This is a genomic window from Halomonas sp. BN3-1, from assembly GCF_003056325.1.
GTDB classification, from domain to species: domain Bacteria; phylum Pseudomonadota; class Gammaproteobacteria; order Pseudomonadales; family Halomonadaceae; genus Halomonas; species Halomonas litopenaei.
The window spans coordinates 304,520-319,034 of sequence record NZ_PYVV01000005.1 but is presented as its reverse complement, the minus strand read 5'-3'; the positions used below and the strand labels follow the sequence as shown (position 1 = coordinate 319,034).

Genomic DNA, 14,515 nt, shown 5'->3' with positions numbered 1-14,515 from the left:
CTCACCCGTCCGCCGCTCGACGCCTCCTAGCAAGCTAGGATCGTTTCCGCTCGACTTGCATGTGTTAGGCCTGCCGCCAGCGTTCAATCTGAGCCATGATCAAACTCTTCAGTTTAAAGTCTGATAGTCCGTTAAGCGGACCAAACTTGGCTCAAGGTTCAAACGTCTCGTTTGACGAGTCGCTTGCCTTGATATTTCAGTGACAGTGTCACTGACTCATCGGCAAGCGCCCACATGAATTACCTGATCAAATTATTAAAGAGCGTGCTCTGGGCTCTATAGAGAGCTTAAAGAGCTGCTCTTGCGGCACCTGGCCGGAAGAGCGTCTCGCTTTGCAGCGCCTGTTGGCGCAGCGCCCTGCGAGGAAGGCGCATTCTACAGAATCGAAGTGTTTCGTCAAGGCTTTCTTTTTTCGCCGTGCAAGCGATGCCTGCAGGACCCAAGAGAAAGCGAAGCGAGCCTGACGCGCATCCTGCGATGCCGTCTTGGCGACTCCGATCGAGTGGCGAGCATTCTACCGATTTCTCGTTGCCCGTCAAGCGGAGAATTTCTCGAAGACTTGAAAAAGCCTTTTCAAAACAATCACTTTTACCACCCCTCACCGCCTGTGACGTTTGCTCGTCGCCGGCAGCGGATGCGTACTTTACGGATCGGGGCCGGCCTTGGCAAGCACTTCGTGTAAAAAAATTTCACGCCGGCGTCATCACATTGTCATGGGTCAGAAGCCTCCAACACCCACCCCCTACTTCACGTCTCTACTGCGCTATTTCTACTGCGCTATTCCACACCATTGCTCAATAGCTGATTGGTGCAGCGAGCCGGCCTGTCCTTTCACTTCCCGCTGAGCCCCCGGGAGCCGCACCTGTCGTTACCAAGCCACCCTTGCTGCGTCTCTTCCTTGCTGCGCCGTGCTTGATGCACCTTGCCTGCTGCACCTTGCTTGATGCACCTTCCTTGCTGCGCCAGCTTTCCTTGCTGCGCCAGCCTTGGCCCTGGCCTTCGCCTGCCCCACGACTCGCGCCTTCATGTTACCCACAGCCATCTTCTCGCACCCGCCTGTGGACAGGTCGCAGGCAGGCGGGTGGCAAAACGAAGGACGCCCGCCAGTGGCGAGCGTCCCGGAAGCGATGGTCACACCGGCGGATCAGCCGCGCAGCGTCACTCTGGCGTAACGCTTCTTGCCGGCCTGGATGACATAGCTCTGGCCGAGCGCCAGCATCAGATCCTTGGCCACCACTTCGCCATCGACGCGCACACGTCCATTACCCAGCATGTCCTTGGCCTGGGCGCTGTTGTTGGCAAGTCCCGAGCGATTGAGCACTGCCGCAATCGGCGCCTGATCGCTGCCTTCAAAGACCACCTCGACCTCGGGCAGGTCTTCGGGCAGCTCACCTTCCGCCAACTGGTTACCGGCGCTTCGGTGTGCGTTCGCCGCCGCTTCATCACCGTGATAGCGGGCAATCAGCTCGCGCGCCAGCTCCATCTTGATGTCACGAGGGTTGTCACCGCGCTCGATCCGCGCGCGCAGATCCTCGATGGCGGCATTGTCCTTGAGCGACAAGAGTTCGAAATAGCGCCACATCAGGCTGTCGGGCATCGATACCAGCTTGTTGAACATCGCCCCCGGCGCTTCGTCGACGCCGACATAGTTGCCCAGCGACTTGGACATCTTCTGCACGCCGTCGAGGCCTTCCAGCAGCGGCATGGTAATGACGACCTGGGGCTCGAGACCGAAGTGCTTCTGCACCTCGCGGCCCATCAGAAGGTTGAACTTCTGGTCGGTTCCACCCAGCTCGATGTCAGCCTTCAAGGCGACGGAGTCATAGCCCTGCACCAGCGGGTAGAGGAACTCGTGTACCGAGATGGCCTGGCCACCCTTGTAGCGCTTTTCGAAGTCATCGCGCTCGAGCATCCGCGCCACGGTGGTCTGACCGGCGAGTTCGATCATGTCAGCGGCGCTCATTTCGGAGAACCACTCGGCGTTGAAGCGAACCTCGGTCTTGTCGGGATCGAGGATCTTGAACACCTGCTCCTTGTAGGTCTGGGCGTTGGCCTTGACCTCGGCCTCGGTCAGCGGCTTGCGGGTGACGTTCTTGCCGGTGGGGTCACCGATGCGTCCGGTGAAATCGCCGATCAGAAAGATGACCTCGTGGCCGAGATCCTGAAACTGGCGCATCTTGGTCAACAGTACGCTGTGGCCCAGGTGCAGGTCCGGCGCGGTCGGATCGAAGCCCGCCTTGATTCTCAGCTTGCGCCCGGAAGCGAGCTTTTTCTTCAGCTCATCCTCCAGCAGAATCTCGTGCGTGCCGCGCTGAATCAGCGCAAGGGCCTCGTCCACATCGCTCATGGTATTCACTCCACTTATCAATTCGGCTTTCCAGCTCGGCTTGGCTTGGTCAATCGGCCCTTGCGCGGACATCGACGCCCCCGTCAGCAGGGGCACGTCGTCACGGCGCCGGCGCCAGGTATAGACAGTGGCGGGGATGTTACCATGAACCTTTCCACCGGTTGAGATGACAAGGCCCATGCAACGCTTCATTGGACTGATGTCGGGCACCAGCATGGACGGGATCGACGCCGCCCTGGTGCGCTTTGACGCCACAGGCACGGCAGCTCTGGAGGCCAGCGTCGGCATTCCCATGCCGCAGGCTCTGCGTGAGCGGCTGTGGCAACTGGCCCACGCCGATCAGGTCAGCTTTGCTGACCTGGCCTGGGCCGAGGAGGCTTTCTGCCAGTGCCAGGCCGAGGCAGTCCAGCGATTGCTCGAGCAACAGGGACTTGAACCCGAGGACATCGCTGCCATCGGCAGCCATGGGCAGACCATCGAGCATGCCCCCTACGGCCACCAGCCAGGCTCGCCCCCCTATACATTGCAACTGGACAATCCCAGCCGGCTGGCCGAGCTGACTCGCTGTGCCGTGGTCGCCGACTTCCGCCGCCGCGACCTGGCCGCCGGTGGTCAGGCCGCACCACTGGCACCGATCTTCCACCAGCAGGTATTTCGCCACCCCGAACGCTGGCGGCTGGTGCTGAACCTTGGCGGCATCGCCAACCTGACGCTGCTGCCGCCGACCTCGGACCCGCGTGCCCCGCTGGGCTTCGACACCGGGCCTGCCAATGCCCTGCTCGACGCCTGGCACCAACGCCATCGCGGCACCCCCTTCGACGCCAACGGCGATTGGGCTGCCGGCGGCCAGGTGGATACCGCACTGCTAGAACGTTGGCTGGCAGAGCCCTACTTTCACCGCCCACCGCCTCGCAGCACCGGGCGTGAGCTGTTCTCTCTCGACTGGGCAGAGGCGAAGTTGAACGGTTCAGAGTCACCACAGGACGTCCAGGCCACCCTGGCGGAACTGACCGCCACCAGCGTCGCCCTGGGCATCGAGATGGCGCGGGAGCACTTTACCGCCCCTGCCTCCCTCGACCTGGTGCCCTGCGGCGGCGGTTCACGCAACCTGGACCTGCTGGCACGCCTTGCGCGCCAGCTGCCGGAGGCCACTCTACTGGACAGCGAATCCCTGGGCTGGCCGGCCGACTGGCTGGAAGCCGCCGCCTTTGCCTGGCTGGCCCATGCCCGACTGAATCTGCAACCCGGCAACCTGCCGTCGGTCACCGGCGCCAGCGCAGAGCGCGTGCTCGGCGGGCTCTACGCCCGCTAAAGGGTCACGACTGGCTCTGAACCACCGCCTCACCCCCAGCCTTCGCCCTGGGGGCTCACCCAGCCCTCGTTCTGCCCGCCGCTCCAGCCGGCGCTCGGCGCGCTATCGACCAGAGATTCACGCGTCAGGCGCCGGGCATCCTCCGGCGCCACCTCGCCACACGCCACCAGTCTCGCCAAGTCGGCGTCAAGGGTCTGCATGCCGGCCTGGCCGCCGGTCTGCATCGATGAGTAGATCTGGGCCAACTTGTCCTCGCGGATCAGATGACGGATCGCCTGATTGATCAAGAGGATCTCGCGTGCCGCCACTCGCCCGCCCCGGCTGCTGGGCAGCAGCGCCTGGGAGACGACCGCCTGCAACGACTCCGACAGCATGGTCCGCACCGCATTCTTTTCATCACCCGGGAAGGCATCGATGATCCGATCGATGGTCTTGACCGCGGAGGCGGTATGCAGGGTGGCAAATACCAGATGCCCGGTCTCGGCCGCGGTCATGGCCAGGCGGGCCGTTTCCAGGTCGCGAATCTCTCCGACCAGAATGACGTCGGGATCCTCGCGCAGGGCGCTGCGCAGGGCGACGGCAAAGCCCTCGGTGTGGCGGTGTACCTCACGCTGGGACACCAGCGCCTGCTGGCTGTGGTGGATGAACTCGATGGGATCCTCGATGGTGAGGATATGGTCGCGACGGTGGCGGTTGATATGGTCGATCATCGCCGCAAGCGTTGTGCTCTTGCCGGACCCGGTGGGCCCGGTCACCAGCACCAGGCCCCGCGGCAGGGCGACAAGACGTTCGAAGATCTCGCCCATCCCCAGCTCTGAAAGCGTCGGGATGCGATCGGGGATGGTACGCAGGACCGCCGCCGCCCCGCGCTGCTGGACGAAAGCATTGACGCGATAACGCGACAGACCCGGTATCTGGTGGGAAAAGTCGGCCTCGTGGGTGCGCGAATACTGCTCGCGCAGCTCCTCGTCCATCAACGACTCGAGCAACAATCTGACCTGACTGTCGGCCATCGGCGGGCCAGGCAGACGCTCCAGTTCACCATTGACGCGCATCACCGGTGGCAGTCCCGCCGACAGGTGCAGATCCGAGGCGCCCTGCTTTGCCGAGAGTGCCAGCAGTTCGGTAATATCCATGGGCTTACCAGGCTTGAACCCCCGACTCGGGGGCAGGGAGCCCCACGATAGGACAGACCCAGGCCGATGACCACGACGATTGCCGAATCCTTGACCCAAGCCCGAACACGCCTGATTCAGGCACTTGCAACGGCGGGAAGAGCGCCCGACGCGGCCCTGCTGCTGGCGGTCAGCAAGACCAAGCCAGCCGACATGATCCGGGATGCCTATGCCTTGGGCCAGCGCGACTTCGGCGAGAACTATCTACAGGAAGCGCTGGATAAACAGGCCCAACTGGGCGACTGCCCTGGCATACACTGGCACTTCATCGGACCGCTGCAATCCAACAAGACACGTGACGTGGCCAGCCATTTCGACTGGGTCCATGGTGTCGATCGTGCCAAGATCGCTCAGCGCCTGAGCGATCAGCGCCCGGATGGCCTTCCCGCACTGAATATCTGTCTGCAGGTCAACGTCAGCGGCGAAGCAACCAAATCAGGCGTCAGCCTGGAGGAGCTGCCTGAGCTGGCGAGCCTGGCGGCGGCGCTGCCTCGCGTGCGTCTGCGCGGATTGATGGCCATCCCGGCCCCCAGCGAAGACCCAGAAGCGCAGCGCGAGCCCTTCCGGCTACTGGCCGAGGCCTTGTCATCGCTGCGTCGAGAGCTGCCGGACGCACCGCTGGACACCTTGTCCATGGGCATGAGTGCCGACCTCGAGGCCGCCGTCGCCGAGGGCGCCACCATCGTGCGCCTGGGCACCGCGATCTTTGGCTCGCGCCAGTGAGCCCGTCGCCACGACAGGCCTGGTGACGCTACCCTGTTTGTCCGAATATCCAATGCCCTACCCTTCAAGGAGCCCCGCATGGCCAGCAACGTGACCTTTATCGGCGCCGGCAACATGGCCAGCGCCATCTTCGGCGGCATGGTGCACAGCGGCTACCCTGCCGATGCCATCACCGCCACCGCCACCCGTGACGCCACCCTGGCGCCGCTCGCCGAGCGCCTGGGCATCCATACCACCACCGACAATCTGGCGGCGATCGAGCACGCCGACGTGGTCGTACTGTCGGTCAAGCCACAGATCATGCGCCAGGTGTGCGAGACTCTACGGGAGTCGGTGCAAAAGCGTCGGCCGCTGATCGTGTCGGTGGCGGCTGGCCTCAGCGCCGAGACCTTGGAACAATGGCTGGGTGGCGGCCTGGCGGTGGTCCGCTGCATGCCCAACACTCCGTCGCTGGTCGGTGCCGGTGCCTCCGGGCTGTATGCCAACCCGCGCGTCAGCGACGAGCAGCGCGCCCTGGTCGGCGAGCTGATGACGTCCGTCGGCATCATCGAATGGGTCGAAGACGAAGCCCTGCTGGAAGCGGTCACCGCCGTCTCGGGTAGTGCACCGGCCTACTTCTTCCTGATGTTCGAGGCCATGGAGGAGGCCGCCGTCAAACTCGGGCTAAGCGCAGAAAGCGCTCGCCGACTGGCGATGCAGACCGCCTACGGGGCCGCCTCGATGGCGATGCAGAGCGACCGTGATCCCGGTGAACTGAAACGCAATGTGATGTCCCCGGGGGGTACCACCGAGAGGGCCATCGAATATCTGGAGCAGGCAGGACTGCGGCAGGCGCTCGACGGCGCCATGCAAGCCTGTGCCAAGCGTGCCCAGGAAATGTCTGCCGAACTCGGCAAGGGTTAATCAAAGACGGAGGAGCCCACATGGGCAGTCAACTGGGAAACGCTGGCCTGCTGCTGGTCAACACCCTGATCAACATCTTCTTGTTCCTGCTGATGCTGCGCTTTCTGCTGCAGGCCTCGAAGGCGGACTACTACAACCCCTTGAGCCAGTCGGTGGTCAAGATTACCCAGCCGGTGGTGCGTCCCTTCCAGAGCGTGCTTGGCCCGGTGATGGGCCGCTTTGACCTGGCCACCCTGGCCGCGGGCTTTCTGGTCAAGGTGATCAGCATCATCATCCTGCTGCAGCTGGCCGGTGTCGGCATGCCGAGGCTCGATGGCCTGGCCATCGCCGGCGTCGCGGCCCTGGCCAGCGCGATCCTGAAGATCTACTTCTTTGCGCTGATCGTGATGATCATCCTCAGCTGGGTCGCCCCCAACGCCAGCCATCCCGGCGCGCTGCTGGTGATGCAACTGGTGGAGCCGATCATGGCGCCGGTACGCCGGGTGATTCCGCCGCTGGGAATGCTCGACCTGTCACCCATCGTGGTGTTCATCGGCATCAACCTGATCGATGGCATCGTGGTGGGTTCGCTGGTCCGGGCCGCCGGTATCTCCGGGATGCTGGTCGGGCTCTAGGCTCAACCAACGCTCGCGTACACGGCCACGACAACACCAACTTTCACTGGACACACACGACTGATGCCCGAGACGACTCGCGATTCGGTCGGACTGGTGACGCCGCAGGTGGCGCACTTCGACGACCCTCTGCCCCTGGTCTGCGGCAAGACGCTGCCGGCCTACGACCTGGTCTACGAGACCTACGGCACCCTCAATCAGGACCGCAGCAATGCGGTCCTCATCTGCCATGCCCTGTCCGGCCACCACCACGCCGCGGGCTATCACGACGAGGCCGATCGCAAGCCAGGCTGGTGGGACGCCCACATCGGTCCCGGCAAGTCCATCGACACCGATCGTTTCTTCGTCATCTCGCTGAATAACCTCGGCGGCTGCCACGGCTCCACCGGGCCTTCCAGCATCAACCCGGACACCGGCCGCCGCTGGGGGCCGGACTTCCCCATGGTCACCGTCTGCGACTGGGTCGACAGCCAGGTTCGCCTGGCCGATCGGCTGGGCATCAGCCGCTTCGCCGCCGTCGTCGGCGGCAGCCTGGGCGGCATGCAGGTGCTGCAGTGGTCACTGGCCTATCCGGAACGCATCGCCAACGCGGTGGTCATCGCCGCCACGCCCAAGCTGTCGGCGCAGAACATCGCCTTCAACGAGGTCGCGCGTCAGGCCATTCGCTCGGACACCGACTTCCACGACGGCCACTACGCCGATCACGAGACCCTGCCCCGTCGCGGACTGAAGCTGGCGCGCATGGTCGGCCACATTACCTATCTGTCCGAAGACGCCATGGGCTCGAAGTTCGGCCGCGATCTGCGCAGCGAAGACCTCAACTTCGGCTTCGACGTGGAGTTCCAGGTGGAGTCCTACCTGCGCTACCAGGGCGACGCCTTTTCCACCTCCTTCGACGCCAACACCTATCTGCTGATGACCAAGGCGCTGGACTACTTCGACCCGGCCTCGTCCCACCAGGGCGACCTGGCCAAGGCCCTGGCCCCGGCTGAGTGTCCGTTCCTGGTGGTCAGCTTCAGCACCGACTGGCGCTTCCCGCCGTCACGCTCCAAGGAGCTGGTCAACGCCTTGATTCGTGCCGGCAAGTCGGTCAGCTACGCCAATATCGACTCGCCCCACGGCCATGACGCCTTCCTGATGCCGGAGCCGCGCTATCAAGCGATCTTCGCCGGCTTCATGAGACGCGTCGCCGATGACCTCAAGCTGCCGTCACGCCAGGAGGCCGACCATGCGCTCTGACCTCACCCTGATTCACGGCTGGATTCCCGAGGGTGCTCATGTGCTCGACCTGGCCTGCGGTGACGGCACCCTGCTGCACGCTCTGGCGCGCGACAAGGGCGTCACCGGTTACGGTCTGGAAATCGATCCTGACGGCATTACCGCCTGCATCGAGAAGGGCGTCAGCGTCATCGAGCAGAACCTCGACGAAGGACTCGCCAACTTCGAGGATGATGCCTGCGATCTGGTGATCATGACCCAGGCGTTGCAGGCGCTGCGCCGCCCCGACCGCATGCTCGACGAAATGCTGCGGGTGGCCCGGGAATGCATCATCACCTTCCCCAACTTCGCCTACTGGCGCCACCGGGTCCATCTTGGGCTACGCGGCTACATGCCGGTGTCCAAGTCGCTGCCCCACGCCTGGTACGACACCCCCAACATCCACCTGTCGACGTTCAATGACTTCGAGGCGCTGTGTCGTGACAAGGGGGTGACCATCGTCGACCGCGCGGTGGGCATCAAGGACCACGAAGGTAGACGGCTGTCACGGCTGTGGCCCAACCTGTTTGGCGAGATCGCGATCTTTCGCGTGAGCCGCGACGGCTGACACCTGGCGCGGGCGCGCCACAGGCCTCGGCGCGACAGGATGGGCCGAGGGTCAAGGCCGTAATGGGTCGGACGTCAGCAGGCAGGCCTGCTGCCAAGGAGGATGAGATGAACGTCAATCGAGCCAGCCACCGACGATACGCGCTCGCCTTGTCTCTGCTGGTGCTGCTGGCGCTGCAGGCATTGCCGACGGCGCCAGCCCAGGCCCAGCAGTTCGAGCGCTTCGGCGATATCGAAGCGCACTACAGCGCCATCACCACCGACTTTCTCCCCGAGGAGATGGCCCGCCGTCTGGATATCCAGCGCAGCCCGCACCAGGGCCTGGTCAGCCTCAGCGTTCGCGACGCCGATGGCCAGGCCCTCAACGTCGCCACCGAAGGCAGCGTCTCGGTGGTGGGCAAGCCCGGCGAGACACCTCTGGCCTTTCGCACTCTGCGGGAAGGCGATGGCATCTCGCGCTACGCCACCTTCGCCATCGACACCAGTGCGCCGATGCGCTTTCGGCTCTCGCTGCAGCTTGACCGCAACGCTTCCCCCGAGGCAGTCAGCTTCTTGAAACGGTTCTATCGTGACCAGTGATACCCTTTTCTCTTCCGCGCTACCCGTCACCTCGGCGGTCGGCGACGCCCTGAAAGAGTGCGCTCAGGGCGCCACCGGCGGCCTCGAGACCCTTGCCAGGCTGACGGTGCCTCACCTGACCGCCATCGCCCGCCACTTTCTCGACGCGCCAAGGGATGTCGAGGACGTGATCCACGACACCCTGGTGCTGGCATGGCACAACGTCTGGCGCTTCGACCCCGCCGCCGAGTCCCCCCATGCGTGGCTGATGCAGGTGTTCGCCTCGCGCCTGGCGAGCCAGCGCCTGGCGTTGGCCACGCCGGCCGATGCCACGCCCTGGCGGCTCGATGTCGACCGCGTCGTTCTGCCGCCTCCGCTGACGGATGCCCAGCGCCCGACGCTGGACGCCTTGATGGCGCTGTACCAGCAGTTGCCTCCGGCGTCGGTGGATGATGCCCTGAAGGCACGACTGTGCTGTGCCATCAGCCTGCTGGATGCCAGCCGCGACATGCCGCTGACGCCCGGCGGCGAACCCGCCGACCCCAGCCTGTACGATCCCAGTCTGGGCCCGCGCATGAGCCTGTCACGACTGGCCCAGCGGGCCAAGGGACTGATCAATCGCTCGCTGACACTGCCGCTGGAGCACCTGGCCCTGCGCCTGTGGCTGTCCGAGGCCCCGGGCAGCCGGCCCCTCGAGGCCCGCGGCCTGCCCCGACGCGGCATCGAATCACGCTACGGCGAGGCCCTGGACGTCAGCGTCGACCCGCGTCGGCTGCTCAAGCAGATCCACTATCCACGCTCCTTCCCGGATCGGCGCGAGCGTCACCGGATCAGCGATCGCCTGTTATGGGACGGCGACTGGGATCTGTCGACGACCCACGCCCTGTCGAGCCGTCGCATGCACTTCATCGCCGACATCTGGGCACACCGTCGCGACCCAAGCCAGAGCCGCAGCTACCACCAGCTGGCCGAACGCCTGGCCAGAGGCAAGCCGGTGGCCTCGCACTCCGACGGCATGGTGCTGGATCGTCCCGAACGCGTCCTCGCCTATCTGCGCCGTTACCTCTTGTACATGGAGGCCATGGCCTGTTTCGGATTCGACAATGGCCTCGGAAAGGACCGTCTGGGCGCGGCGGTGGATCGGCACGGCGAGCTGGTCAAGATCAACAAGGGGCTGCACCGCATGGCCATGGCCCAGGTGATCGGCATACCACGGGTCGAGGTGCGCGTCCGCGGCATCCATCGTCAGTGGTGGGAACAGGTCAGCGAGGGAGCCAAGGGCGACACCGCCATGCAGCGCGTCCTCGCGGCCCTGCCCGACTGCCGCCCGTCTGCAGCAGACTGAACCCGCCCCTCACAGAAGCGCCGATTCAGGCCTCGACGAACTGCGCCATCGGCCGCACCGGCAAGGATGCATCCAGGGTCAGCGCCAGTGGCCTGCCCTGGTCGTCTCGCCGGGCGCGGATGCGGTAGGCCAGCACCTCGACGCCCTCGGCCATCACCCGTCTCAGGGTATCGCCGTACCCCGGATCCAGGTGCATCGCCGGGGCGACATCGTCGATGCCCTCGTGGGCGACCAGGAACAGCAACACCGCTCGCTTCCCCTCGGCCACCAGCTGCGCCAGGCTTTCCAGGTGCTTGCGCCCACGTTCACTGACCGCGTCGGGAAAGTAACCGTGGCCATCGCTTTCCTTGAGGGTGACCTGCTTGACCTCGACGAAGCAGCTCGGGCGCTCGTCATCATCCAGGCGAAAGTCCAGCCGGGCGTTGGCCACCTTGGCCTCGCGCTTGATCGCCGAATAATCCCTGAGTTCGGCCACCGTCCCCGAGCGCAGGGCCTCCTCGACGATCCGGTTGGCTCGCCCGGTATGCACCGAGGCCAACGCCGACGCAGCACCGGCCTGGGCGTCGCCAGACGGCAGTTCGATCAGTTCCCAGGTCCAGGCCAGCTTGCGCGCCGGATTGTCGCTGGGGGACAGCCAGACCCGGGCGCCGGGAACATTGACCGCGCGCATCGAGCCGGTGTTGGGGCAGTGGGCGACCACTTCGCGCCCGTCGTCGAGGCGCACATCGGCCAGAAATCGCTTGTAGCGGCGCAGCAATACGCCGCCGACCAGGGTGGGGTAGTTCATGAGCCCTGCCGTGCCAGAAAACGTTCCAGACGCGCCAGGGCGTCCTGCAGACGCGGCACCTCGGTGGTGAAGGCGATGCGCACGTGGTGCTCGCCGCCCTGCAGGGCAAAGTCGGTCCCCGGGGTAATCGCCACGTTCTCCTCTTCGAGCAGGCGCAGGCAGAACGCCTGGCTGTCGTTGCTGTAGGCGGAGATGTCGAGCCAAAGATAGAAGGCTCCCTGGGGCGGCAGCGACGGTGCCAGGCCGAGCCGCGACAGCCCTTCCAGCAAGGCGTCCCGGCGTGTCTGGAGCTCTCGCCGGCGCTCCTCGAACAACGCCTGACACTCAGGGCTGAAAGCGGCCAGCGCCGCGTGCTGGGCCGGCGTGGAGGCGGCCAGGAAGACGTTCTGAGCCAGCCGTGTTAGCGGCTCCACGGCGTCCTCGGGCGCCACCAGCCAGCCCAGGCGCCAGCCGGTCATGCCGAAGTACTTCGAGAAGCTGTTGACGATAAAGGCCCGGTCACTGAGTGACGCCACCGACAGCGGCGCCATGCCGTAGTTGAGCCCCTGGTAGATCTCGTCCACCAAGAGTTCACCACCACGCTCGGCCACCGCGTCCACCACCGCGCCGAGCGCCGCGCGCTCGAGCACATGGCCGGTGGGGTTGGACGGCGAGGCCAGCATCGCCAGGCGCGTATCGTCGCGCCAATGCCGCTCGATCAGCTCGGCGTTCAGCTGCCAGCCGCTATCAAGCCCTACCGGCACCGCGTCTACCCGGGCGCCGGCCAGCGCCATGAAGTGGCGATTGCAGGGGTAGTTCGGGTCGGCCATCAGCACGCCGTCTCCGGGCCCCGCCAGCAATTGACTCGCCAGCAGCAGCGCCCCGGACGCACCGGGGGTGACGATAATCCGCTCCGGCGCCACCTCGGCATCGAAGTGCTCACGATAGTGGCCGGCAATCGCCTCGCGAAGCGCAGGAATACCGGTGGCAGGGGTATAGCGGGTGCGTCCCTCGTCCAGGGCACGGTGGCCGGCCTCGCGCACCGCAGGTGGGGTCGAGAAGTCCGGCTCGCCGACCTCCAGATGGATCACGTCCTCGCCGGCCGCCTCGCGCTGCTGAGCAAGTTCCAGCAGATGCATCACACGGAAAGGGGCGACCCCTTCGACCCTGGCGTTAAAGCTCATGGCTTCCTCTCTTGATCGCGGCCCGCAGCGAACCCGAGCCCTGCTTGATGGTCCAATGGAGGTATTGAAACATGGAACCTGGTCGCCGTCCGTCACCGTCCAGGACGCCAATCATTGATCCGGACGATGCGGGCTACGACTTTCGGGGAGAAAACTGGTAGTTATCGCGCAAAAGTATTGCACTACGGCCAAATATCCGCTAAACAACCTTCCCTTTGGCGTGAGATACCTTAGCCTAGCGTGGGGTATTGATCAGCAGTCACTAAAGTAATGAGGCAATCCCATGCCAGTTGCACAGAAAAAACCGGAAGCGCCCAAGAAGTTCATCCCGTACGAGCCGGCGGCGGGTGAAGAATACATGAACGAGAAGCAGCTCGAGCACTTCCGCCAGATCCTGCTTGGCTGGAAGCAGGAGCTGATGGAAGAAGTCGACCGTACTGTTCGCCATCTGCAGGAAGAGGCCAACAACTACGCCGACCCGGCTGACCGTGCCACCCAGGAAGAGGGCTTCAGCCTGGAGCTGCGGACCCGCGATCGCGAGCGCAAATTGCTCAAGAAGATCAACGAGACCCTCGAGATGATCGATGAGGACGACTACGGCTTCTGCGATGCCTGCGGCGTGGAGATCGGCATCCGTCGCCTGGAAGCGCGTCCCACCGCCACCCTCTGTGTCGACTGCAAGACCCTGGCCGAACTGAAGGAAAAGCAGCTCGGCGGCTGATCCCCCCCCTCGCCGGACCTTCGACAACGGGCACCTCAGGGTGCCCGTTTGCGTGATCACCTGCCCCGCGGCTGCCTGTTCACGAGGGTTGCCTGTTCCCGATAGCGCTGGAGCCCCCATGCACCACGTCCATGGTCGCTTTGCCCCCACCCCCTCAGGACCGCTTCACGCCGGCTCGCTGGTGGCCGCGGTGGCGAGCTATCTGGATGCGCGTAGCCAGCAAGGCCGCTGGAGCCTGCGCATCGAGGATGTCGATCCCCCCCGCTGCCCTCCTGGCAGCGTCGATACCATCCTGCGCCAGCTCGAGACCTTTGGCCTCGCCTGGGACGGCGAGGTGCGCTACCAGAGTCATCGCCATGACGCCTATGCACGTGCCCTTGCGCGGCTGACCGAGCAGGGCATGGCCTACCCCTGCAGCTGCTCGCGCAAGCAGTGGCGGGACCACGGCATCTATCCAGGCTGGTGCCGCGACGGCGTATGCCAGCCCGAGGCCCCGCAGGCCTGGCGCCTGCGCAGCGACCTGGGGCAGCGCCCGGTCAGCTGGCACGATCGGCTGCAGGGTCTGCAGCGCTTCGACCCTGCCGCCCTGGGTGACGTCGTGCTCAAGCGCAAGGACGGCCTCTGGGCCTACCAGCTGGCGGTGGTGGTGGATGATATCGACCAGAACATCACCGACGTGGTGCGCGGCGCCGATCTTCTCGACAACACCCCCTGGCAGCTGCAGCTGCTCGAAGCCCTCGGTGCCGAGCCGCCGCGCTACCTTCACCTGCCGCTGGTGATAGGGCAGGATGGGCAGAAGCTGTCCAAGCAGAACCTGGCCCGACCACTGCCCGAAGATCCCCGTGACGTACGCCGGCTGCTGCATGCCACCCTGGCACTGCTGGGGCAGTCCCCCGACCCGGCGGCGAGCGAGGCGCCGGTGGCCGAGCAGCTCGAGGCCGCCTGCCGCCGCTGGCGTCCTCGACAGATCCCCCGCGCAGACATCGCCTCGCAGGGGCTGCAAGTGGACGGCGACGACGCTGACACCAACGAGTGAGCCTGCC

General features: G+C 65.1%; 14 protein-coding genes and 1 rRNA gene. 10 read left to right on the top strand and 5 right to left on the bottom strand.

Features of this window, described 5'->3' with window-relative positions; translation table 11 throughout:
• Together C9F12_RS09565 and tyrS are read right to left on the bottom strand one after the other, a co-directional pair.
• A 16S ribosomal RNA gene (locus C9F12_RS09565) occupies positions 1-115 on the bottom strand; the annotation flags it as partial.
• Positions 116-1,144: 1,029 nt separating this feature from the next.
• Positions 1,145-2,347: a tyrosine--tRNA ligase gene (gene tyrS / locus C9F12_RS09560; RefSeq protein WP_045993280.1), complete on the bottom strand. Its 1,203-nt coding sequence runs from the start codon at positions 2,345-2,347 to the stop codon at positions 1,145-1,147.
• Positions 2,348-2,525: 178 nt separating this feature from the next.
• Here tyrS and C9F12_RS09555 point away from each other — a divergent pair, with 178 nt between their 5' ends.
• Positions 2,526-3,659, top strand: coding sequence for an anhydro-N-acetylmuramic acid kinase (locus tag C9F12_RS09555; RefSeq protein ID WP_108448704.1), 1,134 nt, complete (start codon positions 2,526-2,528; stop codon positions 3,657-3,659).
• Between the two features lie 29 nt (positions 3,660-3,688).
• On the opposite strand, the gene C9F12_RS09550 is transcribed toward C9F12_RS09555, so the two are convergent.
• Positions 3,689-4,795: a type IV pilus twitching motility protein PilT gene (locus tag C9F12_RS09550; protein WP_108448703.1), complete on the bottom strand. Its 1,107-nt coding sequence runs from the start codon at positions 4,793-4,795 to the stop codon at positions 3,689-3,691.
• A gap of 66 nt (positions 4,796-4,861) precedes the next feature.
• On the opposite strand from C9F12_RS09550, the gene C9F12_RS09545 reads away from it, so the two are divergent.
• The 7 genes from C9F12_RS09545 to C9F12_RS09515 all read left to right on the top strand — a co-directional run bounded on the left by C9F12_RS09545 (position 4,862) and on the right by C9F12_RS09515 (position 10,801).
• Positions 4,862-5,557 (top strand): YggS family pyridoxal phosphate-dependent enzyme, encoded by a 696-nt coding sequence (locus tag C9F12_RS09545; protein ID WP_108448702.1) that lies wholly within the window; start codon positions 4,862-4,864, stop codon positions 5,555-5,557.
• Between the two features lie 78 nt (positions 5,558-5,635).
• Entirely contained in the window at positions 5,636-6,460 is an 825-nt protein-coding gene (gene proC, locus C9F12_RS09540) for a pyrroline-5-carboxylate reductase (protein ID WP_045993283.1), read from the top strand.
• A gap of 20 nt (positions 6,461-6,480) precedes the next feature.
• Complete coding sequence (locus tag C9F12_RS09535) at positions 6,481-7,074, top strand: YggT family protein (RefSeq protein ID WP_045993284.1); 594 nt, start codon at positions 6,481-6,483, stop codon at positions 7,072-7,074.
• A gap of 63 nt (positions 7,075-7,137) precedes the next feature.
• Positions 7,138-8,313, top strand: a complete 1,176-nt coding sequence (locus C9F12_RS09530; protein ID WP_045993285.1) for a homoserine O-acetyltransferase — start codon at positions 7,138-7,140, stop codon at positions 8,311-8,313.
• Complete coding sequence (gene metW / locus C9F12_RS09525; protein ID WP_045993286.1) at positions 8,303-8,899, top strand: methionine biosynthesis protein MetW; 597 nt, start codon at positions 8,303-8,305, stop codon at positions 8,897-8,899. The genes C9F12_RS09530 and metW overlap by 11 nt, the downstream gene beginning before the upstream one ends.
• Before the next feature lie 107 nt (positions 8,900-9,006).
• Positions 9,007-9,477 (top strand): DUF4426 domain-containing protein, encoded by a 471-nt coding sequence (locus C9F12_RS09520; RefSeq protein ID WP_162816430.1) that lies wholly within the window; start codon positions 9,007-9,009, stop codon positions 9,475-9,477.
• Positions 9,467-10,801, top strand: a complete 1,335-nt coding sequence (locus C9F12_RS09515) for a sigma factor (RefSeq protein ID WP_162816429.1) — start codon at positions 9,467-9,469, stop codon at positions 10,799-10,801. Before C9F12_RS09520 ends, C9F12_RS09515 begins: the two co-directional genes overlap by 11 nt.
• A gap of 25 nt (positions 10,802-10,826) precedes the next feature.
• Here C9F12_RS09515 and sfsA read toward each other — a convergent pair whose 3' ends face one another.
• Both sfsA and C9F12_RS09505 read right to left on the bottom strand, forming a co-directional pair.
• The gene (sfsA, locus tag C9F12_RS09510) at positions 10,827-11,588 is read right to left on the bottom strand and encodes a DNA/RNA nuclease SfsA (protein WP_108448699.1); all 762 of its coding nucleotides are present in this window, start codon (positions 11,586-11,588) and stop codon (positions 10,827-10,829) included.
• Positions 11,585-12,751, bottom strand: a complete 1,167-nt coding sequence (locus C9F12_RS09505) for an aminotransferase class I/II-fold pyridoxal phosphate-dependent enzyme (RefSeq protein WP_108448698.1) — start codon at positions 12,749-12,751, stop codon at positions 11,585-11,587. The genes sfsA and C9F12_RS09505 overlap by 4 nt, the downstream gene beginning before the upstream one ends.
• A 283-nt stretch (positions 12,752-13,034) precedes the next feature.
• Here C9F12_RS09505 and dksA point away from each other — a divergent pair, with 283 nt between their 5' ends.
• Both dksA and gluQRS read left to right on the top strand, forming a co-directional pair.
• A complete protein-coding gene (gene dksA, locus C9F12_RS09500) occupies positions 13,035-13,472 on the top strand; it encodes an RNA polymerase-binding protein DksA (RefSeq protein ID WP_045993290.1) in 438 nt (145 codons plus the stop codon).
• A 118-nt stretch (positions 13,473-13,590) separates the two neighbouring features.
• Entirely contained in the window at positions 13,591-14,508 is a 918-nt protein-coding gene (gluQRS, locus tag C9F12_RS09495) for a tRNA glutamyl-Q(34) synthetase GluQRS (RefSeq protein ID WP_108448697.1), read from the top strand.
• Positions 14,509-14,515 lie beyond the last annotated feature (7 nt).

Coding starts and splice junctions, on each gene's coding strand:
- proC (WP_045993283.1), top strand. CDS start 5,636: ATGGCCAGCAACGTGACCTTTATCGGCGCCGGCAACATGGCCAGCGCC.
- dksA (WP_045993290.1), top strand. CDS start 13,035: ATGCCAGTTGCACAGAAAAAACCGGAAGCGCCCAAGAAGTTCATCCCG.
- metW (WP_045993286.1), top strand. CDS start 8,303: ATGCGCTCTGACCTCACCCTGATTCACGGCTGGATTCCCGAGGGTGCT.
- C9F12_RS09545 (WP_108448702.1), top strand. CDS start 4,862: ATGACCACGACGATTGCCGAATCCTTGACCCAAGCCCGAACACGCCTG.
- C9F12_RS09535 (WP_045993284.1), top strand. CDS start 6,481: ATGGGCAGTCAACTGGGAAACGCTGGCCTGCTGCTGGTCAACACCCTG.
- C9F12_RS09520 (WP_162816430.1), top strand. CDS start 9,007: ATGAACGTCAATCGAGCCAGCCACCGACGATACGCGCTCGCCTTGTCT.
- tyrS (WP_045993280.1), bottom strand. CDS start 2,347: ATGAGCGATGTGGACGAGGCCCTTGCGCTGATTCAGCGCGGCACGCAC.
- C9F12_RS09505 (WP_108448698.1), bottom strand. CDS start 12,751: ATGAGCTTTAACGCCAGGGTCGAAGGGGTCGCCCCTTTCCGTGTGATG.
- C9F12_RS09550 (WP_108448703.1), bottom strand. CDS start 4,795: ATGGATATTACCGAACTGCTGGCACTCTCGGCAAAGCAGGGCGCCTCG.
- C9F12_RS09555 (WP_108448704.1), top strand. CDS start 2,526: ATGCAACGCTTCATTGGACTGATGTCGGGCACCAGCATGGACGGGATC.
- C9F12_RS09530 (WP_045993285.1), top strand. CDS start 7,138: ATGCCCGAGACGACTCGCGATTCGGTCGGACTGGTGACGCCGCAGGTG.
- gluQRS (WP_108448697.1), top strand. CDS start 13,591: ATGCACCACGTCCATGGTCGCTTTGCCCCCACCCCCTCAGGACCGCTT.
- sfsA (WP_108448699.1), bottom strand. CDS start 11,588: ATGAACTACCCCACCCTGGTCGGCGGCGTATTGCTGCGCCGCTACAAG.